This window comes from Cupriavidus sp. WKF15, from assembly GCF_029278605.1.
Lineage (GTDB): Bacteria > Pseudomonadota > Gammaproteobacteria > Burkholderiales > Burkholderiaceae > Cupriavidus.
In genome coordinates this window covers 714,000-740,158 of sequence record NZ_CP119572.1, presented here as the reverse complement: position 1 = coordinate 740,158, position 26,159 = coordinate 714,000, and the positions used below count along the sequence as shown (strand labels likewise).

Below are 26,159 nucleotides of genomic sequence, written 5' to 3'. Positions count from 1 at the left end.
TTCGAATCGAGGGGCGGGCAGCCTGTGCCATGCGGTGACGGCGCACGCATTGTGTCACTGTGATGACTGCCAGGGCCCAGGAGGCTCTGCACCAGATCGGTGTTTCCCCGAGATTGTCTTTACATTGGCCTCCCGCAATAATCGCGGCCTCACCCACCATCAGCCAATGCAGAAAGGGGTTGTTGTCGAGGGATAAGCAAAGGAGTCCACATGTTTCGCTTCGTATATGGAAAGAGCAATGTTTATGCGCAGCTTGGCTTCGCGGACGCCGAAGAGATCCCCGTCAAGGCGGGAATTGTGCAGGACATCACCAACCGGATTCGTGTCACCGGACTGACAATCTCCGAGGCTGCGACCATGCTTGGGACATCGCAATCCGATCTTCTCCTGGCGCTTGGTGGGAAGTTCCAATCCTTCCGCGCCGCGGAATTGCGCACCTGGCACGATCGCCTGAGTTTCTCCCCGCGGTAATTCCCGGCGAATAGCCCAACAGGCCGTAGCACGAATGACCGGCTCTGCTTCCAAGGTACTTTCGTAGCTTGCCGTGTCACCGATCTGGGTTCAATATCGGACTCGTTCGGCACGCCAAGGTAACGCCCGCGCTACGTCCAAAATGAGAGGGTGCTGTGTCATTGCATGTTCGCAATACTCTGTTTGCGTTGGCCATGAGCATGGCCACGATGGTCGCGGCCGGCGAGGCCAGGCCCGCTGTGCAGTTGGAAATTACATCACTGCTTTCCCGCCTGGAAACATCGGGGTGCCGGTTCAACCGCAATGGCGTGTGGCACACGGCATCGGAAGCGAAATCCCATTTGCTCACCAAGCTCCATTACATCGAAGACCGGACCACGTTAGTGAGCACTGAACAGTTCATCGAACTCGCCGGTAGCAAGAGCAGCTTTTCCGGCAAGCCCTATCTGGTTCAATGCGGCAACGCGGCGGCACAGCCAAGCGCAGTGTGGCTGACGGCGCAGTTGCATTCGCTGCGAGCGGCATCAAAGCGGCCCTGAACGCCGCCCACAGGTGCGCTGGGGACCAGTAGTCAACCGTTCAGGCGCCGCGCGAGGCACCGTGCAATGTCAGCCGGCCACGACGGGCATCATTGCTCCGCATACCAGCGCTCCCGCCATCATGTGGCCGATATCCGCGACCTGGCCGATGTCGCCGGCCACCAGCCATCCCCTGCGTCCCGTGGATCGCACGCCTGCAAGGCCTGTTCGGCGCGGTCATCGACACGGTGTACCGCCAGCACAACGTTGGCACCCTCCTGCGCAAAGCGCAACGCGATGGCACGGCCGATCCCACTCGCACTGCCAGTCACAAGCGCTGTCTCGCCCGCCAGTTTCATGGCCCCTCCCCATGCGTCGACGCCGACGCCTGACTGCTGCTGCCCATAACGGTCTGAGCCACAGTGGGTTCGGAAGTTCGCCGCAAGGCCGCGGGCCGCAAAGCAGCGCTACATGGCGCCGCCGGCAGGAGCCTGGGCCAGCCCCTCCCTTTTTTGTTTTTGTGTCTCCACGGTGTGGTAAAAGTAGGCGCCCGCCAGCCTTGCGGCGCCGCATATCAGCAGCCTTACCCAGCACTTCATGACCGGCCAGCCCGATCCGTTCCACGACCCCGCCCGCCACCCTGCCCCCCGCTCCCCCGCCCTGCGCGGCGCCGCGCCGCTGCTCGCGCTGCTGGCGCTGGCCGTGCTGGTCGGCCTGGCCGGGTGGCTGGGCTACCGCTTCAGCTATGACACCGCGCTGGCACGGCAGGCCGAGCGCGGACAGGTGCAGCTGCGCCTGTACGCGCAGGCGCTGGAAAGCGAACTGGCGCACTACGACTACGTGCCGGGGCTGCTGACGCTGGACGAGCGCATCGGCACGCTTTTGCGCCAGCCCGGCGACAGCGCCGCGGCGGCGCGCGCCAACGACTACCTGTCCGCCCTCAACACGCGCGCCGGCACCCGCGCGGTCTATGTGCTCGATGCGCGCGGCAAGGTGCTGGCCACGAGCAACTGGCAGCGGCCCGACAGCTACCTGGGCGAGGACCTGAGCTTCCGCCCGTACTTCCGTACCGCCATGGAAGGCCAGCTCGGCCGCTTCTACGGCGTGGGCACCACGCGCAGCGAGTCGGGCTACTACCTGTCCGCGCCGCTGGGCGAGCGCGACAACCCCGACGGCGTGGCCGTGGTCAAGATCGGCCTGGAGCCGCTGGAAAACCGCTGGCAGGGCGCCGACAGCCAGATGCTGCTCGCGGACGAGAACGGCGTGGTGATCCTGGCCTCGGACCCATCCTGGAAACTTGCGGCACTGCACCCGCTATCGCCCGATGTACGCGAGCGGCTCGCGCGCAGCCTGCAATACAACCGCGCGCCGCTGCCGCAACTGCCGCTGTCGGAAGTGCGCCTGCTCGGCAATGGCAATGGCAGCGACCGCCTGGTGCGGCTGCGCCAGGGCCCGCCGATGCTCGCGCAGCAGGCCGCGCTGCCGGGCACCGACTGGCACCTCACGCTGCTGTCCAATACCTCGCAGGCGCGCGTCGCGGCACTCAACAGCGCGGCGCTGGCCGGCGTGCTGACGGCGTTCGTGCTGCTGCTGGGCGCGGCCTGGAACGTGCGCCGGCGCATCATCGGCGAGCGGCTGGCCGCGCGCGCCGCGCTCGAAGCCGCCAACAGCGAACTGGAGCGCAAGGTGGCGGAGCGCACCGCCGACCTGTCGACCACCAACCAGCGCCTGCAGGCCGAGGTCAGCGAGCGCATCCGCACCGAGGCCGTGCTGCGCCAGGCCCAGGACGGCCTGCTGCAGGCCGGCAAGCTGGCCGCGGTGGGGCAGATGTCGACCGGCATCGCGCATGAACTCAACCAGCCGCTGGCGGCACTGCGCACGATTTCCGGCAATACCGGCAAGTTCCTCGACCGCGGCGACTATGACACGGTGCGCGCCAACCTCGGCACGATCATCGGCCTGGTGGAACGGATGGGACGCATCACCGGCGCGCTCAAGTCGTTCGCGCGCAAGCCCGGCAACGGCCTGCGCCAGGCCGAGCTGGCGCAGGCGGTGGACAACGCGCTGTTCCTGCTCGATACCCGCGTCGAGGCCGCGCACCCGCGGCTGCAGCGCGAGATCGAGCCGGGGCTGCTGGTGGCCTGCGACCCGAACCGGCTCGAGCAGGTGCTGGTCAACCTGATCGGCAACGCGCTTGACGCCGTATCGGGGCGCGAACAGCCGATGGTGTCGCTGCATGCCCATGTGAGCGGCGGCACGGCGCACCTGACCGTGCGCGACAACGGCCCCGGCCTGTCGGAAGAAGCGTTCTCGCGGCTGTTCGAGCCGTTCTTCACGACCAAGCCTGCCGGCGAGGGCCTGGGCCTGGGCCTCACGCTCTCGGCAGGCATCCTCAACGAAAGCGGCGGCAGCCTGTCCGCCTCCAATCATCCGGACGGCGGCGCGTGCTTCACGCTGGTCCTGCCGCTGGTCCGCCAGGAAGCCCCTCATGCCAGCTGAGCTGACTGTACTGATCGTCGAGGACGATGCCGACGTGCGCCTGGGCTGCGAGCAGGCGCTTGGCCTGGAAGGCATTGCCACGCGCGGCGTGGCCAGTGCCGAGGCCGCGCTGCGCGAGACCGCGGCGGGCTGGCCCGGCATCGTGATCAGCGACATCCGCCTGCCCGGCATCGACGGCATGGCCCTGCTCGCGCAACTGCGCGCGCGCGACCCGGCACTGCCGGTGATCATGATCACGGGGCATGGCGACGTCGGCCTGGCCGTGCAGGCGATGAAGCAAGGCGCCTATGATTTCCTGGAAAAGCCGTTCTCGCCCGAGCAGCTGGTGGACGCCACGCGCCGCGCGCTGGAACAGCGCCGCCTGACGCTGGAGGTGGCGTCGCTGCGCGAGCGCCTGGCCGGCCGTGACAAGCTCGAGGCCCGGCTGATCGGCCACTCGCCCGCGATCGAAAGGCTGCGCCGGCTGATCGCGGACCTGGCCGACACGGCGGCCAACGTACTGATCCACGGCGAGACCGGCACCGGCAAGGAACTGGTGGCGCGCTGCCTGCACGAAGCCAGCCAGCGCCATGCGCGCAACTTCGTCGCCATCAACTGCGGCGGCCTGCCCGAGCAGCTGTTCGAAAGCGAGATCTTCGGCCACGAGGCCGGCTCCTTCACCGGCGCCGCGCGCCGCCGCATCGGCAAGGTGGAACACGCCGAAGGCGGCACACTGTTCCTCGACGAGATCGAGAGCATGCCGATGCCGCTGCAGATCAAGCTGCTGCGCGTGCTGCAGGAACGCGTGGTGGAGCGCCTGGGCTCCAACGAGCCCGTGCCGGTGGACGCGCGCGTGGTCGCGGCCACCAAGGCCGACCTGCGCGCGCTGTCGGACGCTGGCCAGTTCCGTTCCGACCTGTATTACCGCCTCAACGTGATCACGCTGGAACTGCCCGCGCTGCGGGAGCGGCGCGAAGACGTGCCGCTGCTGTTCGAGCATTTCGTGGCGCAGGCCGCGCTGCGCTTCGGGCGCGACGCCGTGCCGGCCACCCCGGCCGAGCTGGCCACGCTGGTGGCCTACCCCTGGCCCGGCAATGTGCGCGAACTGCGCAACCTGGCCGAGCGCCACGTGCTGGGGCTTGGCTGCGATCCGGGCCGCGGCACCACCGCACCGGAGGCGCTGCCGCTGGCCCAGGCGGTGGAGCAGTTCGAGCGCGCCCTGATCGCCGATGCGCTGCGCCGGCACGACGGCAACCTCAGCCGCGCCAGCGAGGCGCTGGGCGTCGCCAAAACCACGTTGTTCGACAAGACTCGCAAGTACGGCCTGTAGCCCGCTAGCGGCAATGCGGCGGGAACTGACACCGCTTGCACGGGTCTGCCTCCAGGCAGGGCGCCTTGTTGAGCCTTATTGCGGCAGATAGCTGCGGATTGCGGAATGTGTGTCAAAGAACAAAAATGTCAGTCGATTATTGTTCATGAGCAGTGATATTCTGCTCTTTCCGGCATATTATTGGGTCCAGCTTAGCCACACGGACCGGTCAGCAAAGAACAGCCACAAAGAAAAGAACTAGAGCAGCAACGCAGCTGCGGTCGGGCCAGGGAGCGGGCCGACGAACAGGGTCAGTCAACCAGGATGACGGCAGCAGGCCGTGCGGCGCAGGTGCCTGGCGCAGCGCGGGGCCGTGATCGGGACTACTTCGGGTGATGGGATGAAACTGGATCCGGCACTGGCTGAAAAGCCTTACTACAGTACGCGTACCGCGGCAAAACTGCTCAACGTATCGTTGGGCACCGTGCAGAAGATGGTCGAGCGCGGCGAGCTCGGCGCCTGGAAGACCAATGGCGGCCACCGCCGCATCCACAAGGAAACCGTGCACCGCCTGCTGGCGACGCGCGTCGGCCATGACGCGCCCGCCAGCGGCAACGCGCTGGACCTGGTGGTGTTCCACCCCAACCACCAGGAAGCCCAGCGCATCCACGGCCAGCTCGGCAAATGGGGCCTTCCGCTGCGCACCGCGGTGGTGGACGACCTGCTCGACACGGTGATCGCCTCGGTCAGCGCGCAGCCGCGCGTGGTGCTCTATTACGTCGACGAACTGAACGACGCCGAGTCCGCCACCATCGAGAAGCTGCAGAACTTCTTCTCCAGCCTGCACGTGATCTTTGCGGTCATCACCAACCGCCAGGCCTACGAAGGCGTGGCCGACGCACTGCAGCACTGGGGCATCATGGTGTTCCTGAAGACGCCCTCGCTCGAAGAGGTCAAGGGCTTCCTGCGCGCGCAGCTGATGATGGGCCGGGGCGGCTGAAACCCCGGCCGAGGCCGGTCACGCCAGCGCCGTCTCCTGCGGTGCTGCCGCGCGCGGCGCCTGCGCGTCCACCATCCAGCCATACAGGTTGCGCGGGTCGGGCGGCATCGCCACCAGCTCGATCTGCCGGCCGGCATGGCGTGCGCACGCGGCCGCGTACAGCCAGCGCAGCGCCGAGTAGTCTTCGAGCGCAAACCCGACCGAATCGAAGATCGTCACCTCGTCCGCGCCGGCACGCCCCGGCGCGCGGCCTGAGAGCACCTGCCAGAGTTCGGTGACCGGCGCGTCGGGCGCGAGCTGCTGGATCTCGCCTTCGAGCCGCGTCTGCGGTTCATACTCCACCACGATGCGCGCCTGGCGCAGGATGTCCCGATGCAGCTCGGTCTTGCCCGGGCAGTCGCCGCCGAGGGCGTTCAGGTGCATGCCCGGGCGCACCATGTCCGGCGTCAGGATCGTCGCCTGCTTCTTGTCGGCGGTCACCGTGGTGACGATGTCCGCGTCCGCCAGCGCGGCCCGCGCGGTTTCGACGGGAACGATGGACAAACCCGGAACCGCCGCGAGGTTGCGCGCCAGCCGTGCCGTGGCCTCGCGGTCAATGTCATAGGCACGGACCTCGCGCACGCCCAGCATGGCGTGGAAGGCCAGCGCCTGGAACTCGGCCTGCGCGCCATTGCCGATCAGCGCCATGACCGCGCTGTCCGGCCGCGCCATGGCGCGCGCGGCCAGTGCCGAGGTGGCGGCCGTGCGCAGCGCCGTGCCCAGGGTCAGGTCGGCCAGCATCAGCGGGAAGCCGGTCTTGACCTCGGCCAGCATGCCGAAGGCCATCACGGTCGGCATGGCGAAACGCGCATTGCGCGGATGACCGTTCACATACTTGAACGCATACTGCACGCCGTCGCTCACAGGCATCAGCTCGATCACCCCGACCGGCGAATGGCTGGCCAGCCGGGCCGACTTCTCGAACTGATCCCAGCGCAGGAAATCCTGGCGCACGTGGTCGGACAATTGCGCGAGGGCAACCGGCACGCCGATGGCGCCGACCAGCCTGGCAACGTCCGTGGCGTCCAGGAAGCGCGTCATGGTGGTGTCTTTCATGGTGGACTCCCGAATCCCGGTGACAACCGTTCACGCTGCCGCGCGAGATGCGTTGAGCGTCCCGCTGCTGCGGTCCAGGCGCAAGGTCATGCAATAGGCGCCACCGCCGGACAGCATGAACGGCGACAGGTCGACTTCGCGCAACTGGTAGCCGCGCCCGCCCAGTTCGGCGCGCAGGTGCGGCGTCGTGCGCGTCATCACGACCTGGTCGTGCAGGTTGACGGCGTTCACGCTGAAGTGGCGCAGGTCGTCCTCGGTCGCCTCGATGCGCAGGCTGGCCGGCACGCGTGCGCGCAGGTCGCGCAGCGACGCTTCGGAGAAGGCCGGCGGGTAGTACAGGATCTCTCCCCCCGACAGCGGGCAGAAGCACACATCCAGGTGATAGCTGTGCTGCGTGGCCAGTTCCAGCGCCACCACCTCTCGCCCGAACCGGGCCGCCATGGCATCGGCCGCCTCGCGCGAGGAGCGCGGACCGAAGCCGGCCCAGAAGTGGCCGCGGCTGGCGTCCCAGATGCAGTCGCCCGCGCCCTCCTGGTAGCAGCCGTCCGGAAGCTGCATGACTTCATCGACCAGCCCGCGCTGGCGCATGCTTTCGAAGATGCTGGCGAACGGCGCCTCTTCGCCGCGCCGCTGGGGGTAGCGGAAGCGCGCGAGCACGGCGCGGCCGTCCAGCACCACGGCGGCATTGGCCGGGAACACCATGTCCGGCACGCCCGGGAAGCCCGGCGCCAGTTCGACCGCGAAGCCGGCCAGGCGCAGCGCATCGTGCAGCGCATCAAAGGCATTGCTGGCATCGCGGTGCATGCCGCGGGGATCGCGCGCCCACGCTTGCGGATCCATCCACGGGTTGATGCTGTACGACACATCGTAAAACGTGGGTTCGACAAGCAGGATGGTAGGGGTGGTGATCACGGCGGCTCCTTGAAGGCGTCGGCAGCAGTCTGCGGCGCGGTTATTTGTTCGATTGCATTCTGATGCAGGCCGGTGTTAACTAATAGCCAGCAACTTGCACAATCTGCGCTGTTGAATGTACAAATCGCCAGGACAAAACAACAAAGCGCCAACCCGCCCCATGGACGCCATTGACCACCAACTGCTCTCGCTGCTGCGCGACAACGCCCGCACGCCGGTCACGGCGCTCGCGCAGGCGCTGCGCGTGTCGCGCGCGACCGTGCAGAACCGTATCGACAAACTGGAGAAGGAAGGACTGATCGTCGGCTATACCGTGCGGCTGCGGCCGGAGGCCGAGCCGCACCGCATCCGCGCGTGGATGACGGTGGCGGTGGAAGGCAACAAGGCCCGCACCGTGCTGCAGGCCTTGCGCGGCGAGCCGAATGTGCAGGCGCTGCACACCACCAACGGCCGCTGGGACATCATTGCGGAGCTGCGCGCCGATTCGCTCGAAGCGTTCGACCGCACGCTGGACCGGATCCGGCTGATCGACGGCATCAGCGCGACGGAGACCAGCATCCTGCTGTCGACCTACAAGCTTTAGCGCTTCAGCGCGTAGCGCTCAGCTTGCCGGTCGCGACGCCGCGCAGGCGCTCGCGGCTGAACTCCTCATGGAAGACCTGCCCGCTCGGCCGCAGCAGGTCGCGCAGCGAGACAATGCCGATCAGCCGCATGGACATGGTGTCGGTGCTTTCCACCCCAAAGGCCGCCAAATATATCACCCCGTGATATATTACACCGACCATTCCAACGCGCCCCCGTTCCCGAATGCCTTCCGCCCCCGCCGTCGCTGCACTTGCACATAACACCCGTGCCTGGCTGCGCACTTTCGTCCCCTTGCCGGTATCGGCCAGCCGTCTCGAGCGCATCAAGAGTTGCCTCGGCGCGCTGCTGGGCCTGTTTTGCACCGAGTGGATCAGCCACCAGACCCTGGGCGGCTTCAACCCATGGTTTGTCGCGCCGATGGGTGCTTCGGCGGTGCTGCTGTTCGCAGTGCCTTCGAGTCCACTCGCACAGCCCTGGTCGATCATCGGCGGCAACCTGTTCGCCGCGCTGATCGGCGTGGCCTGCGCGCGCTGGATTCCCGACCCCGGCCTGGCCGCGGCCACCGCGGTGGCGGTCGCCATCGCGGTGATGTTCCAGCTCCGTTGCGTGCACCCGCCCAGCGGCGCGGTGGCGATCACTGCTGTGTTTGGCGGACCTGCGGTCAGTGCGCTGGGCTTCGGCTTCGTGGTCGTGCCGGTGCTGTTCAATTCCATGCTGCTGTTGCTGATGGCACTGGCCTTCAACAACCTGTCGCAGCGGCGCTATCCGCACCGCCCGCCCGAGCCGCCGGTGCAGCACCACACCAGCGATCTTCCGCCCGGACAGCGCGTCGGCTTCACGCGCGCCGACCTGCACGATGCGCTGCAGGCGCGCGGCGAGTTCCTCGATATCGAAGAAGACGATCTCGAAGCGATCCTGATGGCCGCGCAACTGCGCGCGTACCGGCGCCGCTTCGGCAACGTGCTGTGCTCCGACATCATGTCGCGCGACGTCGTGACGGTGCGCGCCGAGCGGCCCGCCACCGAGGCCTCGCACCTGCTGACGCGGCACCGCATCAAGGCGCTGCCGGTGGTCGACGAACACCGCAAGCTGCTGGGCATCATCACCCAGAGCGATTTCTTCGCCGCGCAGCGCGACACCGGTGCGCGCCGCCTGGCCGGCACCGTGCGCGACCTGATGACGCGCGCCGTGGTCACCGCGCGCCCCGAGCAGCCCATGGTGGAACTGGCGCAGGCGTTCAGCGACGGCGGCCTGCACCACGCGCCCGTCATCGACGACCACCACCGCGTGGTCGGCATGGTGACGCAGTCGGACCTGGTGGCAGCGCTGCTCAAGGACGGCGTGATGAGCGCGACGTCCTGACCAGCCAGTTCTTTCCGCACGGCAACGGGCGCTACGGCGCCCGTTTGCGCTTTCATGCTTTCCATGCGGTGCTGGCGCATGTCATACAGGTGTGGCACTGTGGGTTGTTCCCTCGGCTATGCCCGCACGAGTGCCTGCACCGGCCCCCGAAATGGCCCTCTCGCCGCCGGGGGGACCGACGTAGGCTATATTTACGCCGTTTCCGTCACTCCGGCGGAATTGGAGAAGTCATGAGTTCCGGCCAACTGATTGAAAAGATCGCCGCCGTATTCGCGCTGGTCGTGCTGATCGGCGGCTCGTTGCTGGTTCTGGCACCGTTCACGACGGCGCTGCTGTGGGGCGCCATCCTGGCATTCAGTTCGTGGTACCCCTATACGGTGCTGGCGCGCTGGCTCGGCAACCGGCGCGGCCTGGCAGCGCTGATCTGCGTGGTGCTGGCCACGGTGATCGTGCTCGGCCCCTTTGTCTATGCGGGCGCGAGCTTTGCCGCGCATATCGATGAACTCTCCGGCCTGGTCGACCGCTACATGGACCAGGGCGTTCCGCAGTTGCCCGACTGGCTCAGCAGCCTGCCCTATGTGGGCAGCTATCTGCAGACGTCGTGGCAGGGGCTGTTCCACGCCGACTCCGACATGATGGCCAACCTGCGCAAGCTGATCGCGCCGGTCGGCCATGCGCTGCTCGGCGCCGGGCTGTCGGTCGGCGCCGGACTGGGGCAGCTCGCGCTGTCGATCATCCTCGCGTTCTTCTTCTACACCGGCGGCGAATACGCGGTCGACTGGCTGCGCGCGGGCATGCGCCGCATTGCCGGCGAGCGCGCCGACCACCTGCTCGCGCTGGCCGGCAGCACGGTCAAGGGCGTGGTCTACGGCGTGCTCGGCACGGCGTTCATCCAGGCAGTGCTGCAAGGGATCGGCCTGTGGATCGCGGGCGTGCCGGGGGCTGCCATCCTGGGCTTCGTCACGTTCTTCCTGTCGGTGATCCCGGTCGGGCCGCCGCTGATCTGGCTGCCTGCCGCGCTGTGGCTCTATCACGCTGGCGCCACGGGCTGGGCGATCTTCCTGGTGGTATGGGGCGTAGCCGTGGTCGGCATGGCCGACAACATCATCAAGCCCCTGCTGATCAGCAAGGGCACGGGCATGCCGCTTATCTGGATCATGATGGGCGTGCTCGGCGGCGCGCTGGCCTTCGGTTTCCTGGGTGTATTCATCGGCCCGACCCTGCTCGCGGTGGCCTACGCCCTGCTGCGCGACTGGACCATCGGCTCGCAGATCGAAGCCGTGCAGCGCGCGCAAGCCATGGCGCCGGCGCCCGCGCCCAGCCCCGCGCCCGCGCTGGTCGACAACCCCGACGCACCGGCAGTCGCGCCGGGCAAGCGGCCCGGCTGAGCGCGACGCATGGCACACGGTGACACCGGCACGCCGTTGGACGCTGGCACCCTGCACGGACTGGTCGCCTGCGAATACTGCGACGCCGTGTACCAGCGCGCGGAACTGGCCCCGGGCGAACGCGCGCTGTGCCTGCGCTGCGGCGGCGAGCTGTACCGCGAAAGCACGCGCGCCTACCGGCACCTGCTGCCGCTGGTCATCACCGCGCTGATCCTGTTCCTGGTCTCCAACGCCTTTCCGATCGTCGAGATGGACCTGAAAGGCGTGCGCACGCAAACCACGCTGCTCGGCGCCGTGCAGGCGCTATATGCCGACAACATGGCGCTGGTGGCCGCGCTGGTGTTCGCCACCACCATCCTGTTCCCGCTTTCGGAAATGCTGATGATGGCCTACCTGCTGGTGCCCATGGCGGCCCGCCGCATGCCTGCCGGCTTTGACCGCGTCGTGCGCGGCATCCGCCAGACCCGGCCGTGGGGCATGATCGAAGTGTTCATGATCGGCGTGCTGGTCACGCTGGTAAAGCTGTCGAGCATGGCCCAGGTGCTGCCCGGCATCGCGCTGTGGTCGTTCGGCGCGCTGGTGGTGGTGCTGGCGGCCATGCTGTCGTTCGATCCGCGCGACCTGTGGCATTTCCTGGAATCGCCGCAAGAGGCGCAGGCCAAGGCCACGGACGGAGCCCGCCGATGAGCGATACGCAGCCGCCGCGCCGCAAGCTGCCGCGCCTGGCCGGCGCGCGCGAGCAGCTCCAGCGCTCGCGCCAGTTCGCCAGTAGCGTGGTGCAGGAGATCACCGACGACGACGAGCGCACGCCGCTGCCGCAGGTGCCCACGGCCACGCGGCTGGGGCTGCTGTCTTGCCATGCCTGCGACCTGGTCAGCCCCCGTTCGCTCGAAGGCCGGCCCTGCCCGCGCTGCGGCGCCACGCTGCACCACCGCAAGCCCGACAGCGTGGCCCGTACCTGGGCGTTCCTGCTGTCGGCCTACATACTTTATATTCCCGCCAACCTGCTGCCGGTAATGGTGACGCAGTCCATCCTCGGCACGCAGCAGGACACCATCCTGTCCGGCGTGATCTACCTGTGGCTGTCGGGCTCGCACCTGCTCGCGGGGATCGTGCTGATCGCCAGCATCATCGTGCCGCTGCTGAAGATGCTGATCCTCACGCTGCTGCTGGTCTCCGTGCATATGCGCTCGACCTGGCGCCTGCGGCAGCGGACCAGGCTGTATGGCCTGATCGAGGTGATCGGCCGATGGTCCATGCTCGACATATTCGTGGTGGCGCTGCTGGCCTCGCTGGTGCGGGCCGGGGCGCTGGCCACCATCATTCCCGGCGGCGGCGCGCTGGCCTTTGCCTCGGTCGTGGTGCTGACCATGCTCGCGTCGCTGAGCTTCGACCCGCGCCTGCTATGGGACTCGCTGGAACAACAAGATGCCCGAGACTGACAACACTCCCCCCTCGCCGCCGGGGCTGCCGCAACCCGAGCGCCGCCGCCGCGCGCGCTGGCTGCCGTCGCTGGTCTGGCTGATCCCGATCGTCGCGGCCGTGGTCGGCATTTCGCTGCTGGTCCACACGCTGGCCTCGCGCGGGCCCGAGATCACCGTGACCTTCCGCTCGGCCGAAGGCCTGACGCCGGGCAAGACTGCCGTGCGCTACAAGGACGTGGACATCGGCCTGGTGAAATCGGTGCGGCTCGCGCCTGACCGCTCGCACGTGCTGGCCAAGATCGAGCTGACCAAGGACGCCGAGAACTTCGCCGTGGCCGACACGCGCTTCTGGGTAGTGCGGCCGCGCTTTGCCATCGGCGGCATATCGGGGCTGGAAACGCTGCTCTCCGGTGCCTACATCGGCGTGGACGCGGGCAAGTCCAACGAGAGCAGGCGCGAGTTCAAGGGCCTGGAGGCGCCGCCCGTCGTGACATCGGACTCGTCGGGCAAGCAGTTCGTGCTGCGCGCGTCGGACCTGGGTTCGCTCGACATCGGCTCGCCGGTCTACTACCGGCGCGTCCAGGTGGGCCAGGTGGTGGCGTTCCAGCTCGATCCGAACGGGCGCGACATCACCCTGCGCGTGTTCGTCAACAAGCCCTATGACAAGCTGGTGAATGCCGACACGCGTTTCTGGCACGCCAGCGGTGTCGACCTCAAGCTCGATGCGTCGGGCCTGAAGCTGTCGACGCAATCACTGGTCACCGTGCTGCTCGGCGGCGTGGCCTTCCAGGCGCCCGAAGGCACCAGCGCGACGGCCCCCGCCGCGGAAAACACGCAGTTCCTGCTCGCCGCCGATCAAGTCGAGGCCATGAAGGAGCCCGAGGAGCTGGCGCCGACCCTGGCGGTACTCAACTTTGACCAGTCCGTGCGCGGGCTCGCGCCGGGCGCACCGGTGGACTTCCGCGGCGTCATCGTGGGCCAGGTGCGCTCCATCGGCATCGAGTTCCAGCGCGACAAGAAGGCGTTCCGCATGCCGGTGGTGGTGGAGCTGTACCCGTCGCGCATGGGCTTCCGCGAACGCGACGTGCAGGACCCGACCCGCCGCCACGAGATCATCGCCGGGCTGCTCAAGCGCGGCATGCGCGCGCAGCTGCGCACCGGCAACCTGCTGACCGGCCAGCTCTACGTGGCGCTGGACTTCTTCCCGAAGGCGCCACCGGCGAACGTCGACCTGAACGCGCCGATTCCCGAATTCGCCACCACGCCGGGCACGTTCGACCAGCTGCAGGCGCAGGTAGGCGACATCGTCAACCGCATCGACAAGGTGCCGTTCGACCAGATCGGCGAGGACCTGCGCAAGTCGGTGGCCGCGCTCAACGGCACGCTCGCGAGCGCCGACGAACTCGTCAAGCAGCTCAACGGCGATGTCGCGCCACAGGTGCTGGCCGCACTGCAGGACGCGCGCAAGACGCTGTCGACCGCCAACGGCACGCTGGCTTCCGACGCGCCGCTGCAGCAGGATGCGCGCCGCATGGTGCAGGAGCTGACCCGCACCGCGACGTCGCTGCGCACGCTGACCGACTATCTCGAACGCCACCCCGAAGCGCTGCTGCGCGGCAAGCCGGAGAAGGAATGATGAATCGGACCCATGCCACGCGCGCCTGTGCGCTGGCCGCGCTGGCCGCCGCCACGGTGCTGGCGGGCTGCGCCTCGCCGGAGCCCCGCTACTACACGCTCGCACAAGGGCCGGCCGCCGCTGTCGCCAGCGCGGCAACACCGGCGACCAACACAGATCCACTGTGGATCGAGGTGGCGCCCGTGCGCGTGCCCGAACGCCTGAACCGGCCGCAGCTCGTGGTGCGGGACAGCCGCAATGGCAATGAAGCCGGGCTCAGGCTGCTGGACCTGTCGCGCTGGTCGTCGCCGCTGCCCGACGAGATGCGCGATGCGCTGTCGCAGCAGCTGCAGGCCAGCCTGGGCGCGGTGGATACCTACCAGCAGGGGCTGGCCGATGTGTCGCCGGTGTACCGGATCACTACCGAAGTGGTGCGGCTGGACGCCGATATCGGCCAGCGGGCCGGGGCGACCATCAACTGGACCGTGCGGCGGCTGCCGGATGGGAAAGTCGTGAGCGGACGTACGCAGTCGGATCTGGCCGCGCCCGGCGAGGTCGAGGGAGTCGTGGCCGCTTACCGGGAGATCCTGTCCGCGGCCGCGAATGACATTGCGGCGGGATTGCAGGCGTTGAAGCGGTAGACGGGTACCGCATCTTGCCGGCGTGCCGGCGTTGCCGGGCCCCTATTTCAGCCTCATGGGTTCCAGCAACGCCGCGTCATATTCGCCCCTCGAAATCTTCCCCAGCTCCAGCATCCGATGCAGGATATAAGCCTGCCGCTGCCGCGCCCGCCGCGGGTTGACCACCGGGTTGTTGGCCGAAGGCGCCTTGGGCAGGCCCGCAAGCATGGCGCACTCGGCCAGCGTCAGCTGGCCGAGAGACTTCCCGAAATAAACCCGCGCCGCATCGCCAAACCCATATGCGCCCTGCCCAAGGTAGATCTTGTTCATGTACAGCTCAAGGATCTCGTCCTTGCTCATCGCATGCTCGATCCGGTACGACAGCAGCGCCTCGTAGAGCTTGCGCGTATAGGTCTTTTCGCGCGACAGGAAGAAGTTGCGCGCGACCTGCATGGTGATGGTCGACGCGCCCTGTGACAGCTCGTCAGAGAGATTGGCCACGCCCGCGCGCATGACGCCGACGTAGTCGATGCCGTCATGCAGGTAGAAGCGCTCATCCTCGATGGCGACCACCGCATCGGCCAGGTCGCGCGGAAACTCGCGTAACGGCACATAGTCAGGCGTGCTGCGGAACGCGTTGAGCGCATCGAGCGATGGCAGCTGGCGATTGGCCACCAGCACGGCAACCGTGGCAAGCAGCGCGCCGCCGACCACGGCGAGCACCACCAGTTTGACAAAGGCGGACCAGAGACTTTTCATGCCGGGTATTGTGCCAGCAAGCAGCCTGGCGTCACGTTTGGCGGGACCGCTGCTTCGGCAGGACCCTACTAAACGCGCGTGCAACCAGCCAGTGCGGCCTGCCCTGAGGTTCGCCGCAATGCGTCAAACTGGCAGGTGACGCAGGCGCCGGAGCGATCTGGGATAATTGGGAGTCGAACATGAAGGTTCTGGTACGAGGCCTGCGGGCCGGCGTCGACGCCGCGGCATTGCGTGCGGCGCTGGCGCGAACCGATCGCGCCACAGAAGACAGACAAGAGGACGACAAATGATCAGCCAATGGTTGGCCTGGGCCCCAGGCATGCGTGCATTGCACGCGCCGGGCCTGCATATGGCGGTGCCCTTCGGGCCCGCCGCGAATGGGAGCGAACTGCAACTCGAAACCGTCAGCAACGCGCGCGACCTCGGCGGCCTTGCCGGAGCCGGCGGCCGTCGCGTACGGCATGGCCGCCTGTACCGCAGCGGCAATCCGGCACTTGCCTGCGGGGCCGACATCGACCGGCTGCAGGGGCTGGGGCTGGACGCCGTGGTGGACTTTCGCTCGCCCGGCGAAAAGTCGGCGGACGAAGCCCCGTTCGGCCAGCGCTTCAACTGGATCGCCATGCCGGTGCTCGAAGGCAGCATGGCCATGGATGTGCTGATGCCGCGCCTGCGCGAAAGCACGCCTGAAGACGTGGATGCATTCATGCTCGGCGTCTATCGCGACTTTCCGGTGCGCTACCGGCAGGTCTTTGGCGATTTCATGCGCAATGCCCAGGCGGGCAAGACGCTGCTGTACCACTGCACCGCGGGCAAGGACCGCACGGGCTTTGCGTCACTGCTGCTGCTCTCGGCGCTTGGCGTGGGGCAGGACGATATCCTCGCCAACTACCTCGAATCCAACCAGCGCAATGCGCGGTTCAACACGCAGGCGCTGGAGCGCATCGCGCAGTTCGGGATCCGGCCGGAAGTCATGATGCCATTGCTGGAGGTGCGGGCCAGTTATATGGAAGCTTCGATTCAGGCAATCGAAGCGGGGTATGGCGATATGGGACGGTATCTCTCCGAGGGGTTGGGGGTGGATGTGGAGGCCCTCAGGCATCACTACCTGGCGTAGCCGGCCGGGGGCTTGCCATGCCTGGCGGGCGGCGCCAGGCATCATCCCCAAGGCCCCGGAGCGCCTAACCCCTCTGCCGCATCATCCTCGCCGTACTCAGCGCCGTGAGATTGTGCGGCCGGTGCAGCGGCGCGAGCGGGATCAGCGCCTCGAGCCGCGCGATCGCCGCTGTCTGCACGCGGTCGGCCACATGGGTGCGGTTGCCATGGACATGGCACGCTGGTAGGCTTGTTTTTGCTGCAAAGCACAATGCGTCACGTCAGGGGCAGGCCCGGATGGCTGACCCGGCATGCGTGGCGCACACACCCGATGCCAACCAGGGAACGTGGAATGCCCGCTAGCAACGCCTCCGGCCCGACCATTCTCGGGTCCGCACAGCCTGAAACCACGGAAGCGACCACTGGCCCACTGGCGCAGTTCGGCGCCCTTGCCCCATTCGCGGCATGGCCGTGGGCCGCGCTCGAATACGGAGTCGATGCCTGGCAACGCTCGGTCCTGCTGCTCGACATCCTGCGCCAGCGCGGCAACGAATCCTCCGAACATGAGCGCGAAGGCATGCCGCCGGTGCTCGTGTTCGACTACGAGATGCTCGCCGACGCGCGCACGCAGCCCGAGCCGGTCAACTATGCGCTGCTGCGCATCATCCCGCCGGCCGGCATGCCGACCGACCCGGCCAGGCGCCCGTTTGTCGTGATCGACCCGCGCGCCGGGCACGGCCCCGGCATCGGCGGCTTCAAGGCCGACAGCGAGATCGGCATCGCGCTGCGCACCGGGCATCCGTGCTACTTCATCACGTTCTTCCGCGATCCGTGCCCGGGCCAGACCATCGAAGCCGTCGCGCGGGCCGAGGCCGGCTTCCTGCAGATCATCAAGGAACGCCATCCCGATGCGCCGGGCAAGCCATTCGTGGTCGGCAACTGCCAGGCCGGCTGGGCGCTGATGATCCTCGCGGCGGTGGCACCCGCCGTCGGCCCGCTGCTGGTGGCGGGCGCGCCGCTGGCGTACTGGTCCGGCAAGCGCGGCACCAACCCGATGCGCTACAGCGGCGGCCTGCTCGGCGGGTCGTGGCTGGCCTCGCTGACGGCCGACCTCGGCAACGGGCGCTTCGACGGCGCCTGGCTGGTGCAGAACTTCGAGCAGCTCAATCCTTCCAACACGCTCTGGGGCAAGCTCTACAACGTCTACGCCAAGGCCGATACGGAAGGCCCGCGCTTCCTGGAGTTCGAGCGCTGGTGGGGCGGACACTTCCTGATGAACCGGGAAGAGATCGACTGGATCGTGCAGAACCTGTTCGTCGGCAACCGCCTGACCGCGGGCCAGGTGCGCAGCGCCGATGGCAAGACCGTGGTGGACCTGCGCAATATCCGCTCGCCGGTGATCGTGTTCGCGTCATGGGGGGACAACATCACGCCGCCGCAGCAGGCGCTGAACTGGATTCCCGACCTGTACGCCACCGACGAGGAGCTGGTCGCCAACGACCAGGTCATCGTGTACTGCCTGCATCCGACGGTGGGGCACCTGGGCATCTTCGTGTCCGCGGGCGTGGCCAACCGCGAGCACAGCGAACTGTTCTGCGCGCTGGATCTCATCGACGTGCTGCCGCCGGGACTGTACGAGGCGAAGATCGAGGACATCGCGCCCGGCACCCCGCACCGCAACCTGATCGAGGGGCGCTATCTGGTGCGCTTCGAGCGCCGCAAGATCGCCGACATCCTCGCGCTCGACGACGGCCGCGAGGACGAGCGCGCGTTCGAAGTCGTGCGCCGCGTGTCCCAAGTCAACCAGCACCTCTACGACACCTTCGCTTCGCCGCTGGTGCGCGCGGCATCGAGCGAGCTTGGCGCGGAGGCTTCGCGCGCTGTCCACCCGTCGCGCCTGGAGCGCTCGGCGGCCACCGACGCCAATCCGTGGATGGCCTGGATCGGCGCACTGGCGCCGATGGTGCGCGAGCACCGCCATGCCGTCTCGCAGGACAACCCGTTCCTGACCATGGAGCGTGCCGTGTCGGCGCAGATCACTACCGCGCTCGACCAGTATCGCGATGTGCGCGATGCCTGGTACGAACAGGTATTCGAAGCGATATACCAGTCACCGATGATGGCGGCGCTGGTGGGCATGACGGCGCAGGCACCCGTCAACCTGGAATCGCCGGTGACGGTGCAGCTGCGCAAGGAGCTGGCGCAGCGGCGCCTGCAGGATGCCCAGGCTGCCATCGAGCAGGGCGGCATGCGCGAAGCCTTCGTTCGCGTGCTGGCCTACGTCGCGGACGCCAATGCCGCGATCGAGGAACGCCCGTTCAACCTGCTGCGCCAGATGGCGCGCGAGCAGCCGGAGGGGCGCGGCCGCCTGACGCTGGCCGAGTTCAAGTCGCTGGTGCGGCAGCAGACCTTCATCGTGCAGCTTGACCGTCAGCGCGCGCTGAACGCGCTGCCGCTGCTGGTGCCGGAGCAGGACGAGCGCCGCAGGCTGATGGTGGCCGCGCATCGCGTGCTGACCGTGAGCGCGCCGCTGGAGAGCGAGCGCCTGGCGCACTACCGTGAAGTGGCCGACGTGCTGGGCACCGACCACGCGCACGGCGGGGCCCAGTCCGCCGAGTTGCCAGTGGCTCCGGCTGCAAAGACCGGCAACGGACGCGCGCGCGTGGCACGTCCGGAGGCAAGCAACCCGGCGGCTGGCGGCAAGCGCCGCGCCGGCGGCCCGCGCGCGTGCTGATCGTCGGCGTGGCCAACGCCGATTCCATCGCCTGGGGGTGCGCAAACGCCCGAGCGCGCGGCGCGCGTCGCGTTGCACGGCCACGCAAGCCATGCAGATCCTGATCCGCGGCCTGCGCCGCAACGTCACCGAAGCGATGCTGCGCGACATGCTCGCGCAGCATGTACCGGTCAACTCCGTGGAGATCGTCCGTGAAGGCGATCCCGAGCGCCCGTGGGCCTGGGTGGACCTGGAGGTCGACCGTTTCATGGCATGGAGCCTGCTGCGCCAGTTGGACCGGCAGTATTTCGCCGGCGGGCGCATGCACTGGTACATCCCCGCGCATCAGGAGCCGGAGTCCCCGGCCGACGGCGCAAAGCGATTACCATAACCGCATTCCGACTCTGCCGCGCCGCCTTCGCAGGGCGGCGCCATCCACGCCATGCTTGAACTCCAGGGGGCCATCTGGTTCCGCTCCGGCTCACACGACTGGGGCGGCAAGGATCGCATCGCGCTACTGGCCGCCATCGGCGAACAGGGCTCGATCACGGCGGCGGCGCGCGCCGTGGGCATCAGCTACAAGGCCGCCTGGGACGCCATCGACGCCATGAACAACAGCGCCGGCGAACCGCTCGTGGTGCGCGCCGCGGGCGGCAAGGGTGGCGGCGGCACGCGCCTCACCGAGCGCGCCGAACAGCTGATCCGCACCTATCGGGCGCTCGAGGAAGAACACCGGCGCTTCGTCGCCCACCTTGGCCGCCTGGGCGATAGCGCGGCTGAAGACCTTAACGTGATGAGGCGTTTCATGATCCGCACGAGTGCGCGCAACAAGCTGTTCGGCAAGGTCGACAGCATCCGCGGCGGCGCCGTCAACGACGAGGTGGTGCTGGCCTTGCCGGGCGGGCAGGCCATCGTGTCCACGATCACGCATGAGAGCGTCGAGACGCTGGAGCTGAAACCTGGCGTGGAGGCGTTTGCGCTGATCAAGGCGTCGTCGGTCCTCATCGGGCTGCCCGATCCCGGCTTGCGCCTGTCCGCGCGCAACCAGCTGCCCGGCGTGGTGTCGCGCGTCGTGCCCGGTGCCGTCAATGCGGAGATCGTGCTGGACCTGGATGGCGGCGGCAGCGTGGCGGCCATCGTCACCAATGAGAGCGTGCAGGCCCTCGGTCTTGCGGCGGGTGTGCGCGCGCTGGCAATCTTCAAGGCGTCCAGCGTCATCCTGGGCGTGGTGGCGTAGGCAGGCAGCGCAGCGCGTGCGGGTCGTCCATAATGTCGGGCCTCCTCGCAAGACCCGATCTTCCCGCACATGGACGCCTCGCTGGCCGGTTTTTCCCTCGGTCTTTCCCTGATCCTTGCGATCGGTTCCCAGAATGCCTTCGTGCTGCGCCAGGGACTGCGCCGCGAGCACGTGTTCTGGGTCTGCCTCATCTGCGCCTTGTCCGATGCCCTGCTGATCCTGGCTGGCGTGTCGGGCTTTGCGGTCATGATCCGGCAGCTTCCGTGGCTTGGCGCGGCCATGCGCTATGGCGGCGCGGCTTTCCTGGTCTGGTATGGCGCGCGCAGCTTCCTTGCGGCAATGCGGTCGTCGGCGGTGCTCGATCCGAGCAATGCCGAGCCCCGGCCGCTGCTGGCGACGCTCGGCGTCTGCCTGGCATTTACCTGGCTCAATCCGCACGTGTACCTCGACACGGTGATGCTGATCGGTTCGGTCTCCACGCAGTTCCACGGCCGCGAGACGCAGTTCGCCGCGGGCGCGGTGACGGCGTCGTTCCTGTTCTTCTTCGCGCTGGGCTATGGCGCCGCGCTGCTGAGGCCGGTGTTCGCGCGGCCGCGCGCATGGCAGGTGCTGGAGGTGGTGATCGGCGTCACCATGTGGGCAATCGCGGCGAAGCTGCTGCTGGACTGAACACGCACAACAAGGCAGGTACCCATGGCAAGAAATATCGAAATCAAGGCGCGTCTGGACAGCATCGACGCCATCGAGCCGCGTGTCGCGGCGCTGACAAGCAGCGGACCGGAACGGATCGAGCAGGACGACACCTTCTTCCCGTGCCCCAACGGCCGGCTGAAGCTCAGGGCGTTCAGCGCCGGTCGCGGCGAGCTGATCTTCTACGCGCGCCCCGATCAGGCCGGTCCCAAGGAGAGCTTCTACCTCCTTTCCCCGACGGCATCGCCCGATACGCTGCGTGCCGCGCTGGCGGCCGCCCACGGCGAAGCGGGACGCGTGCGCAAGGTACGCACGCTGTACCTGGCGGGCCGCACGCGCATTCACCTGGACCGCGTGGAAGAACTCGGCGAGTTCCTGGAGCTTGAGGTGGTGCTGGCCGATGACGAGAGCGTGGCCGACGGCGTCGCGGAAGCGCACGGCCTGCTGGACCAGCTGGGGGTGGAAGCCGGCGCCCTGCTGGAGGGCGCCTATGTCGACCTGCTGCGCACGGCTCAGACCACGCTGGCCGGTAGCGGGGCGTAGACGGGCGGGTGGCGGCGCGCGGTACCGCCGCCAAAGATCCGGCCTTCGCGGATCTCCAGCACGTGCTCGCCGAGCGCTTCCACGTCGGCCGGGTCGTGCGAGATGACCAGCATCGGCACGTCCAGACTGGCCTGCAACGCGCGCAGCTCTTCCCGCATGCGCAGGCGCAGCGCGGGGTCGAGTGCCGAGAACGGTTCGTCGAGCAGCACGATATCGGGCTTTGCCACCAGCGCGCGCGCCAGCGCGACGCGCTGCTTCTGGCCGCCGGAGATCTCGGCGGGATAATTGCCGAGGATCTCGCGCAGGCCGAAAGCGTGGATCCAGCGTTCGGTCTCCGGGTGCATGGCGCCGCGGCGCGGATTGCGCCAGCCCCTGGCGAGGCCGAAGGCGATGTTCTGCTCCACGGTCAGGTGCGGGAACAACGCGTACTCCTGGAACAGGTAGGCGACGCGGCGTTCCTGCGGGCGCACGTTGATGCCGGCCTCGGCATCGAACAGCGTGCGGCCGTTGAGCACGATGCGCCCGGAATCCGGCATCAGCAACCCGGCGATGGCGCGCAGCGTCAGGCTCTTGCCGGCGCCGGAAGGGCCGAACAGCGCGATGCGGCGGCTGTCCGAATCGAAGCTGATGTCCAGCTCGAAATGACGGTCGGCCGAGACCATGCGCTTGCGAATGCTGACCTGCATGCTCATGGCTGCCTCACTGCGCCGTGCGCGTGCGCCGCAGGCGTCCGCGCTCGTAGATTTCGGCCGGGTTGCGCGCCGTGGCGGGAACCAGCCGCCCCGCCACCACCAGTATCGCGACGCAGGTGACCGAGGTGACCAGCACCAGCAGGTTGGCGGTGTTGTCGTCGCCGGCTTGCACGGCCTCGTAGATGGCGACGGAAAGGGTCTGTGTGCGCCCCGGCAGGTTGCCGGCGACCATCAGCGTGGCGCCGAACTCGCCGAGCGCGCGCGCAAAGGCCAGCAGCACGCCGGCGAAGATGCCGCGCGCGGCCAGCGGCAGCGTGACGCGGAAGAAGATCCCCGCTTCCGGCACGCCGAGCACGCGCGCGGCGTTTTCCAGCTGGTGGTCCACGCCTTCAAACGCGGCGCGCGCCGATTTCAGCACCAGCGGAAAAGCGACGATGGTCGAGGCCAGCACCGCCCCCTGCCATGTGAACACCAGTTCGATGCCGAGCGTGCCGAGCCATTCGCCGAACACACCGCGCCGGCCCACCAGCACCAGCAGGTAGTAGCCGAGCACCGTGGGCGGCAGCACCAGCGGCAGCGTCAGCACCGCGTCGACCACGTCGCGTGCCGGAGAGCGCCAGCGCGCCAGCGCATAGGCCGCGGCTACGCCCAGCACGGCGTTGATCGCGGTGGCCCAGCCCGCGACCTTCAGCGACAGCAGCAGCGGCACCCAGACAGCGTTCATGGTATGTGCCGGTCCGGATCAGGGCTTCTGGAAGCCGTAGCGCGCCAGGATCGCCTGGCCTTCGGCCGACAGCACGTAGCTCACGAAGGCGGTAGCCTGCGTGTTCTGCCTGGTCAGGCTGGTCAAGGCGATGGGGTAGGTCACTGGCGTGCGGCTGGGCACGCGCACGGCCACCTTGACCTTGTCCGGCATGACCGCCGCGTCGGTAGCGAAGACAAAGCCCGCTTCGACCTCCCCACGCGCGACATAGTCCAGGCTCTGGCGCACGTTCTGCGCGGGCACGCCCTTGGCCGAGACGGCGTCCCACAGGCCGGCGGCTTCGAGCGCGCCCTTGGTGTAGCGGCCGACCGGCACCGAGGCCGGGTTGCCGAAGGCAATGCGTTTCACCTCGGGCCTGGTCAGGTCCTGCAGCGCGCCGATATGGAGCTTGCTGTCGCTGGGCACGATCAGCACGACCTGGTTGGCGGCGAAGTCGCGGCGCGTGGCCGGGACCACCACCTTCTCGGCCTCGGCCTTGTTCATGGCTTCCTGGTCGGCCGAGGCGAACACGTCGGCGGGCGCGCCCTTGATGATCTGCTGCATCAGCACGTCCGACGCACCGAAGTTCAGGACTACCTTGGTGTCCGGGTGCGCCTTCTCGAACGACTCGGCCAGCGTCTTGAACGCATTGGTCAGGCTCGCCGCCGCCGATACCACCAGGTCGGCGCCGAAGGCGGGCGGGGCGGCCAGCGCCAGGGCGGCCAGCGCGGCGCTGGCGAAATGAACGGCACGGCGCCGGAAAGCCGGGCCCGGCGTGCGAGCGGAGCGGGAGGTCTGCATGGAAGTCCTGGAAGCGCGTGGGCGCGGATAGGCTTGAGCGTACTGTCAGGCGCAATATAAGGCTGTATATAGCGAGGCGTCAATGATGCGCCATGACTGCCTGCATGGGTATTGACCCACGCACAAGGCGGATATCACGGGCGGCGAATGCCGCACAAAGGGGACAGGAGCGGGAGATGGCGCGCCGGTGCCGGCGCGCCAACACGGTTCAGGCCGGCGGTGCGCCGTCCTTGAACAGGGTCTTCAACTGCGCGCGCAACTCAGGGGTGTCCTGGTGCTGGTGCACAGCCACGGCATGCTGGACCGCGGCTTCGAGCAGTTCGTCTTCGCTGTCGGCGCTGAGGGCGACCGTGCAGTTGGCCTCGCTCGGAAACTCGCGGCAATCAATATACTTGCGTCCCATATTGCCTCCTGACACTGGTCCGGCGACCGGTGTTTCCCAGTATAGGGCGCAGGTCGGCAGGTGTTACAGGACGGGATTGAGGACCTTGCCGGTGGCCAGGAACGCCTCCAGGTTCTCGAGCGTCAGCGCGGTCATGGCAGCGCGCGTTTCATGCGTGCCGCTGGCCATGTGCGGCGCCAGCACGACATTGTCGAGCGCCAGCAGCGCCGGCGGGACATTGGGCTCGTCGCGGAACACGTCGAGGCCCGCGCCGCCGAGCCGGCCGTCGGCCAGTGCCTCCACCATTGCCGCCTCGTCGATCACGCTGCCGCGCGAGACATTGACGAGGATACCCTTGGGCCCCAGCGCCTCGATGATCCCGCGCGAGACCAGGCCCTCGGTTTCGGGGCCGCCCACGCAGGCCACCACGAGGAAGTCGGACCATGCCGCCAGCGCCTTCAGGTCAGGCTCGAAGCGCCACGGCGCGCCTTCGCGCGGACGGCGGTTGTGGTACGCGATCTCCATGTCGAAGCCGCCCGCGCGGCGTGCGACGATCTCGCCGATGCGGCCCAGGCCCAGGATGCCCAGCTTCTTGCCCGATACCCGCGTGGTCAGCGCAAAGCCGCCCTGCGGCCAGCGTTGCGCGCGCACGAAGCGGTCGCCGTGGGCAATGCCGCGCGCCGCGTCGATCAGCAGGCCAATGGCCAGGTCGGCCACGCAGTCATTGAGCACCTCGGGCGTATTGCTGACCTGGATGCCGCGGGCGCGGGCCGCGTCGAGCGCGATCGAGTCGTAGCCGACTCCGAAGCTGACGATGGCCTCCAGGCGCGGGAGCGCGGCGATCAGCGCGGCGCTGCAGCCATGCCGGGCGGAGGTCACCACGACGCGCACCTCGCCACCCTGCTCGCGCGCCCAGGCCAGCGGATCGGCCTGTTGCCACAGCGCGGCAGCGCCGAAGCGCTCCTGCAGCGCGAGGTTGGTCGGCGGCGTCAGCGGGCCGACCTGGAGGATCTGGATTGCGGACATGGGAGCGGATGGAAATCGGGCGAAAAACGGAACGGCAATGGTAGCGCAGGCTTGCCGGTCCTGCCGGCCAGCGGCACGCGCGCTGCGCTATGCTGGCAGCCGTCCTGAACAACCGTTGCGCCTGCGCGCCTTGCCATGAAGACCCCTATGACGACCCTCTACCTGGCCGGATTCGATGTGTTCCGCGAGGATGCCCTGGAATGGGGAGAGCAACTCAAGGCGCTATGCGCCCGGTATGGCTTCGAAGGGCTGTATCCGCTCGACAAGGCGGCGCCCGCCGGCTTGTCCGGGCCGGACACCGCTCGCTGGATCTACGACACCAATATCGCGCTGATCCGCCGTGCCGACCGGGTCATGGCCAACCTCGGGGATTTCCGCGGGCCTGGCGAACCGGACTCGGGCACGGCCTTCGAAGTCGGCTTCGCCGTGGCGCTGCAGAAGCCGGTGTGGGGCTACTACGGGGAACACGGGTCGCTGCGCGAGCGCGCGACCGCGGGCGTCGATGCGCGCGGACGTGCCCGGGATGCGCAGGGGTATCTGGTCGAGGACTTCGGGCTGCCGAAGAACCTGATGCTGGCCTGCCCGGCCAGGCTCGTGCATGGGGGGCCCGAGGCGTGCCTGCAGGCGATGGTGGATGCCGAGCGGCGTCGGGCAGCAAGACGGGAAAGGGAGACGGCGTCGCGCGATGCGGATGACTAGGTGCCT

At 68.1% G+C, this 26,159-nt stretch carries 29 protein-coding genes; 19 read left to right on the top strand and 10 right to left on the bottom strand.

Annotated features, from left to right (window positions below; all coding sequences use genetic code 11):
• Positions 1-210: 210 nt before the first annotated feature.
• Both CupriaWKF_RS03555 and CupriaWKF_RS03550 read left to right on the top strand, forming a co-directional pair.
• A complete protein-coding gene (locus CupriaWKF_RS03555) occupies positions 211-471 on the top strand; it encodes an XRE family transcriptional regulator (RefSeq protein WP_276099656.1) in 261 nt (86 codons plus the stop codon).
• A gap of 200 nt (positions 472-671) precedes the next feature.
• A complete protein-coding gene (locus CupriaWKF_RS03550) occupies positions 672-1,010 on the top strand; it encodes a DUF5329 domain-containing protein (RefSeq protein ID WP_276099655.1) in 339 nt (112 codons plus the stop codon).
• Between the two features lie 119 nt (positions 1,011-1,129).
• Here CupriaWKF_RS03550 and CupriaWKF_RS03545 read toward each other — a convergent pair whose 3' ends face one another.
• Positions 1,130-1,348, bottom strand: coding sequence for an SDR family NAD(P)-dependent oxidoreductase (locus CupriaWKF_RS03545; RefSeq protein WP_276099654.1), 219 nt, complete (start codon positions 1,346-1,348; stop codon positions 1,130-1,132).
• 238 nt (positions 1,349-1,586) lie between these two features.
• Between CupriaWKF_RS03545 and CupriaWKF_RS03540 the strand changes: the two genes are divergently transcribed.
• From CupriaWKF_RS03540 to CupriaWKF_RS03530, 3 genes are all read left to right on the top strand, one after another.
• Positions 1,587-3,488 carry an ATP-binding protein gene (locus CupriaWKF_RS03540; RefSeq protein ID WP_276099653.1) on the top strand — a complete coding sequence of 634 codons (1,902 nt, stop codon included), beginning with the start codon at positions 1,587-1,589 and terminating at the stop codon, positions 3,486-3,488.
• Positions 3,478-4,797, top strand: coding sequence for a sigma-54 dependent transcriptional regulator (locus tag CupriaWKF_RS03535; RefSeq protein ID WP_276099652.1), 1,320 nt, complete (start codon positions 3,478-3,480; stop codon positions 4,795-4,797). Before CupriaWKF_RS03540 ends, CupriaWKF_RS03535 begins: the two co-directional genes overlap by 11 nt.
• Positions 4,798-5,176: 379 nt before the next feature.
• Complete coding sequence (locus tag CupriaWKF_RS03530; protein WP_276099651.1) at positions 5,177-5,776, top strand: helix-turn-helix domain-containing protein; 600 nt, start codon at positions 5,177-5,179, stop codon at positions 5,774-5,776.
• 18 nt (positions 5,777-5,794) lie between these two features.
• Here CupriaWKF_RS03530 and CupriaWKF_RS03525 read toward each other — a convergent pair whose 3' ends face one another.
• Together CupriaWKF_RS03525 and CupriaWKF_RS03520 are read right to left on the bottom strand one after the other, a co-directional pair.
• The gene (locus tag CupriaWKF_RS03525) at positions 5,795-6,871 is read right to left on the bottom strand and encodes an ornithine cyclodeaminase (protein WP_276099650.1); all 1,077 of its coding nucleotides are present in this window, start codon (positions 6,869-6,871) and stop codon (positions 5,795-5,797) included.
• Between the two features lie 30 nt (positions 6,872-6,901).
• Positions 6,902-7,783 carry an arginine deiminase-related protein gene (locus CupriaWKF_RS03520; protein ID WP_276099649.1) on the bottom strand — a complete coding sequence of 294 codons (882 nt, stop codon included), beginning with the start codon at positions 7,781-7,783 and terminating at the stop codon, positions 6,902-6,904.
• A gap of 160 nt (positions 7,784-7,943) precedes the next feature.
• Here CupriaWKF_RS03520 and CupriaWKF_RS03515 point away from each other — a divergent pair, with 160 nt between their 5' ends.
• Positions 7,944-8,366: an Lrp/AsnC family transcriptional regulator gene (locus CupriaWKF_RS03515; protein WP_276099648.1), complete on the top strand. Its 423-nt coding sequence runs from the start codon at positions 7,944-7,946 to the stop codon at positions 8,364-8,366.
• A gap of 4 nt (positions 8,367-8,370) precedes the next feature.
• On the opposite strand, the gene CupriaWKF_RS03510 is transcribed toward CupriaWKF_RS03515, so the two are convergent.
• Entirely contained in the window at positions 8,371-8,520 is a 150-nt protein-coding gene (locus CupriaWKF_RS03510; RefSeq protein WP_276100880.1) for a hypothetical protein, read from the bottom strand.
• A 70-nt stretch (positions 8,521-8,590) separates the two neighbouring features.
• On the opposite strand from CupriaWKF_RS03510, the gene CupriaWKF_RS03505 reads away from it, so the two are divergent.
• The 6 genes from CupriaWKF_RS03505 to CupriaWKF_RS03480 all read left to right on the top strand — a co-directional run bounded on the left by CupriaWKF_RS03505 (position 8,591) and on the right by CupriaWKF_RS03480 (position 14,798).
• Complete coding sequence (locus CupriaWKF_RS03505; protein WP_276099647.1) at positions 8,591-9,730, top strand: HPP family protein; 1,140 nt, start codon at positions 8,591-8,593, stop codon at positions 9,728-9,730.
• 230 nt (positions 9,731-9,960) lie between these two features.
• Positions 9,961-11,118, top strand: coding sequence for an AI-2E family transporter (locus CupriaWKF_RS03500; RefSeq protein ID WP_276099646.1), 1,158 nt, complete (start codon positions 9,961-9,963; stop codon positions 11,116-11,118).
• A gap of 9 nt (positions 11,119-11,127) precedes the next feature.
• The gene (locus CupriaWKF_RS03495; protein WP_276099645.1) at positions 11,128-11,805 is read left to right on the top strand and encodes a paraquat-inducible protein A; all 678 of its coding nucleotides are present in this window, start codon (positions 11,128-11,130) and stop codon (positions 11,803-11,805) included.
• Positions 11,802-12,560, top strand: coding sequence for a paraquat-inducible protein A (locus tag CupriaWKF_RS03490; RefSeq protein ID WP_276099644.1), 759 nt, complete (start codon positions 11,802-11,804; stop codon positions 12,558-12,560). The genes CupriaWKF_RS03495 and CupriaWKF_RS03490 overlap by 4 nt, the downstream gene beginning before the upstream one ends.
• Positions 12,547-14,178: an MlaD family protein gene (locus CupriaWKF_RS03485; RefSeq protein ID WP_276099643.1), complete on the top strand. Its 1,632-nt coding sequence runs from the start codon at positions 12,547-12,549 to the stop codon at positions 14,176-14,178. The genes CupriaWKF_RS03490 and CupriaWKF_RS03485 overlap by 14 nt, the downstream gene beginning before the upstream one ends.
• Positions 14,175-14,798, top strand: coding sequence for a PqiC family protein (locus tag CupriaWKF_RS03480; RefSeq protein WP_276099642.1), 624 nt, complete (start codon positions 14,175-14,177; stop codon positions 14,796-14,798). Before CupriaWKF_RS03485 ends, CupriaWKF_RS03480 begins: the two co-directional genes overlap by 4 nt.
• A gap of 42 nt (positions 14,799-14,840) precedes the next feature.
• Here the strand turns inward: CupriaWKF_RS03480 and CupriaWKF_RS03475 are convergent, their stop codons facing one another.
• The gene (locus tag CupriaWKF_RS03475; protein WP_276099641.1) at positions 14,841-15,536 is read right to left on the bottom strand and encodes a transglycosylase domain-containing protein; all 696 of its coding nucleotides are present in this window, start codon (positions 15,534-15,536) and stop codon (positions 14,841-14,843) included.
• Positions 15,537-15,885: 349 nt separating this feature from the next.
• Between CupriaWKF_RS03475 and CupriaWKF_RS03470 the strand changes: the two genes are divergently transcribed.
• The 6 genes from CupriaWKF_RS03470 (at position 15,886) to CupriaWKF_RS03445 (ending at position 21,811) form a co-directional block, all read left to right on the top strand.
• Entirely contained in the window at positions 15,886-16,650 is a 765-nt protein-coding gene (locus CupriaWKF_RS03470) for a tyrosine-protein phosphatase (RefSeq protein WP_276100656.1), read from the top strand.
• A gap of 330 nt (positions 16,651-16,980) precedes the next feature.
• Positions 16,981-19,362 (top strand): DUF3141 domain-containing protein, encoded by a 2,382-nt coding sequence (locus CupriaWKF_RS03465; protein ID WP_276099640.1) that lies wholly within the window; start codon positions 16,981-16,983, stop codon positions 19,360-19,362.
• A gap of 91 nt (positions 19,363-19,453) precedes the next feature.
• A complete protein-coding gene (locus CupriaWKF_RS03460) occupies positions 19,454-19,732 on the top strand; it encodes an RNA-binding protein (protein WP_276099639.1) in 279 nt (92 codons plus the stop codon).
• Positions 19,733-19,783: 51 nt separating this feature from the next.
• On the top strand, positions 19,784-20,578 hold the full coding sequence (locus CupriaWKF_RS03455; RefSeq protein ID WP_276099638.1) for a TOBE domain-containing protein: 795 nt from the start codon (positions 19,784-19,786) through the stop codon (positions 20,576-20,578).
• Positions 20,579-20,647: 69 nt separating this feature from the next.
• Positions 20,648-21,247 (top strand): LysE/ArgO family amino acid transporter, encoded by a 600-nt coding sequence (locus tag CupriaWKF_RS03450; protein WP_276099637.1) that lies wholly within the window; start codon positions 20,648-20,650, stop codon positions 21,245-21,247.
• Between the two features lie 24 nt (positions 21,248-21,271).
• Complete coding sequence (locus CupriaWKF_RS03445) at positions 21,272-21,811, top strand: class IV adenylate cyclase (protein ID WP_276099636.1); 540 nt, start codon at positions 21,272-21,274, stop codon at positions 21,809-21,811.
• Here CupriaWKF_RS03445 and CupriaWKF_RS03440 read toward each other — a convergent pair.
• The 5 genes from CupriaWKF_RS03440 to CupriaWKF_RS03420 all read right to left on the bottom strand — a co-directional run bounded on the left by CupriaWKF_RS03440 (position 21,781) and on the right by CupriaWKF_RS03420 (position 25,454).
• Positions 21,781-22,503, bottom strand: a complete 723-nt coding sequence (locus CupriaWKF_RS03440; RefSeq protein ID WP_276099635.1) for an ATP-binding cassette domain-containing protein — start codon at positions 22,501-22,503, stop codon at positions 21,781-21,783. The genes CupriaWKF_RS03445 and CupriaWKF_RS03440 overlap by 31 nt on opposite strands.
• A gap of 7 nt (positions 22,504-22,510) precedes the next feature.
• Positions 22,511-23,227, bottom strand: coding sequence for a molybdate ABC transporter permease subunit (modB, locus tag CupriaWKF_RS03435; RefSeq protein WP_276099634.1), 717 nt, complete (start codon positions 23,225-23,227; stop codon positions 22,511-22,513).
• Between the two features lie 18 nt (positions 23,228-23,245).
• Entirely contained in the window at positions 23,246-24,046 is an 801-nt protein-coding gene (gene modA, locus CupriaWKF_RS03430; protein ID WP_276099633.1) for a molybdate ABC transporter substrate-binding protein, read from the bottom strand.
• 208 nt (positions 24,047-24,254) lie between these two features.
• Positions 24,255-24,449, bottom strand: coding sequence for a DUF1059 domain-containing protein (locus CupriaWKF_RS03425; RefSeq protein WP_276099632.1), 195 nt, complete (start codon positions 24,447-24,449; stop codon positions 24,255-24,257).
• A gap of 63 nt (positions 24,450-24,512) precedes the next feature.
• A complete protein-coding gene (locus CupriaWKF_RS03420) occupies positions 24,513-25,454 on the bottom strand; it encodes a 2-hydroxyacid dehydrogenase (RefSeq protein WP_276099631.1) in 942 nt (313 codons plus the stop codon).
• A gap of 147 nt (positions 25,455-25,601) precedes the next feature.
• On the opposite strand from CupriaWKF_RS03420, the gene CupriaWKF_RS03415 reads away from it, so the two are divergent.
• On the top strand, positions 25,602-26,153 hold the full coding sequence (locus CupriaWKF_RS03415) for a nucleoside 2-deoxyribosyltransferase (protein WP_276099630.1): 552 nt from the start codon (positions 25,602-25,604) through the stop codon (positions 26,151-26,153).
• Positions 26,154-26,159: the final 6 nt, after the last annotated feature.

Excerpts from the sequence above, each read along its gene's own strand:
- CupriaWKF_RS03555 (WP_276099656.1), top strand. The coding sequence starts at position 211 with ATGTTTCGCTTCGTATATGGAAAGAGCAATGTTTATGCGCAGCTTGGC.
- CupriaWKF_RS03550 (WP_276099655.1), top strand. The coding sequence starts at position 672 with ATGGCCACGATGGTCGCGGCCGGCGAGGCCAGGCCCGCTGTGCAGTTG.
- CupriaWKF_RS03545 (WP_276099654.1), bottom strand. The coding sequence starts at position 1,348 with ATGAAACTGGCGGGCGAGACAGCGCTTGTGACTGGCAGTGCGAGTGGG.
- CupriaWKF_RS03540 (WP_276099653.1), top strand. The coding sequence starts at position 1,587 with ATGACCGGCCAGCCCGATCCGTTCCACGACCCCGCCCGCCACCCTGCC.
- CupriaWKF_RS03535 (WP_276099652.1), top strand. The coding sequence starts at position 3,478 with ATGCCAGCTGAGCTGACTGTACTGATCGTCGAGGACGATGCCGACGTG.
- CupriaWKF_RS03530 (WP_276099651.1), top strand. The coding sequence starts at position 5,177 with ATGAAACTGGATCCGGCACTGGCTGAAAAGCCTTACTACAGTACGCGT.
- CupriaWKF_RS03525 (WP_276099650.1), bottom strand. The coding sequence starts at position 6,871 with ATGAAAGACACCACCATGACGCGCTTCCTGGACGCCACGGACGTTGCC.
- CupriaWKF_RS03515 (WP_276099648.1), top strand. The coding sequence starts at position 7,944 with ATGGACGCCATTGACCACCAACTGCTCTCGCTGCTGCGCGACAACGCC.
- CupriaWKF_RS03505 (WP_276099647.1), top strand. The coding sequence starts at position 8,591 with ATGCCTTCCGCCCCCGCCGTCGCTGCACTTGCACATAACACCCGTGCC.
- CupriaWKF_RS03500 (WP_276099646.1), top strand. The coding sequence starts at position 9,961 with ATGAGTTCCGGCCAACTGATTGAAAAGATCGCCGCCGTATTCGCGCTG.
- CupriaWKF_RS03495 (WP_276099645.1), top strand. The coding sequence starts at position 11,128 with ATGGCACACGGTGACACCGGCACGCCGTTGGACGCTGGCACCCTGCAC.
- CupriaWKF_RS03490 (WP_276099644.1), top strand. The coding sequence starts at position 11,802 with ATGAGCGATACGCAGCCGCCGCGCCGCAAGCTGCCGCGCCTGGCCGGC.
- CupriaWKF_RS03485 (WP_276099643.1), top strand. The coding sequence starts at position 12,547 with ATGCCCGAGACTGACAACACTCCCCCCTCGCCGCCGGGGCTGCCGCAA.
- CupriaWKF_RS03480 (WP_276099642.1), top strand. The coding sequence starts at position 14,175 with ATGATGAATCGGACCCATGCCACGCGCGCCTGTGCGCTGGCCGCGCTG.
- CupriaWKF_RS03475 (WP_276099641.1), bottom strand. The coding sequence starts at position 15,536 with ATGAAAAGTCTCTGGTCCGCCTTTGTCAAACTGGTGGTGCTCGCCGTG.
- CupriaWKF_RS03470 (WP_276100656.1), top strand. The coding sequence starts at position 15,886 with ATGGCGGTGCCCTTCGGGCCCGCCGCGAATGGGAGCGAACTGCAACTC.
- CupriaWKF_RS03465 (WP_276099640.1), top strand. The coding sequence starts at position 16,981 with ATGCCCGCTAGCAACGCCTCCGGCCCGACCATTCTCGGGTCCGCACAG.
- CupriaWKF_RS03460 (WP_276099639.1), top strand. The coding sequence starts at position 19,454 with ATGCAGATCCTGATCCGCGGCCTGCGCCGCAACGTCACCGAAGCGATG.
- CupriaWKF_RS03455 (WP_276099638.1), top strand. The coding sequence starts at position 19,784 with ATGCTTGAACTCCAGGGGGCCATCTGGTTCCGCTCCGGCTCACACGAC.
- CupriaWKF_RS03450 (WP_276099637.1), top strand. The coding sequence starts at position 20,648 with ATGGACGCCTCGCTGGCCGGTTTTTCCCTCGGTCTTTCCCTGATCCTT.
- CupriaWKF_RS03445 (WP_276099636.1), top strand. The coding sequence starts at position 21,272 with ATGGCAAGAAATATCGAAATCAAGGCGCGTCTGGACAGCATCGACGCC.
- CupriaWKF_RS03440 (WP_276099635.1), bottom strand. The coding sequence starts at position 22,503 with ATGAGCATGCAGGTCAGCATTCGCAAGCGCATGGTCTCGGCCGACCGT.
- modB (WP_276099634.1), bottom strand. The coding sequence starts at position 23,227 with ATGAACGCTGTCTGGGTGCCGCTGCTGCTGTCGCTGAAGGTCGCGGGC.
- modA (WP_276099633.1), bottom strand. The coding sequence starts at position 24,046 with ATGCAGACCTCCCGCTCCGCTCGCACGCCGGGCCCGGCTTTCCGGCGC.
- CupriaWKF_RS03425 (WP_276099632.1), bottom strand. The coding sequence starts at position 24,449 with ATGGGACGCAAGTATATTGATTGCCGCGAGTTTCCGAGCGAGGCCAAC.
- CupriaWKF_RS03420 (WP_276099631.1), bottom strand. The coding sequence starts at position 25,454 with ATGTCCGCAATCCAGATCCTCCAGGTCGGCCCGCTGACGCCGCCGACC.
- CupriaWKF_RS03415 (WP_276099630.1), top strand. The coding sequence starts at position 25,602 with ATGACGACCCTCTACCTGGCCGGATTCGATGTGTTCCGCGAGGATGCC.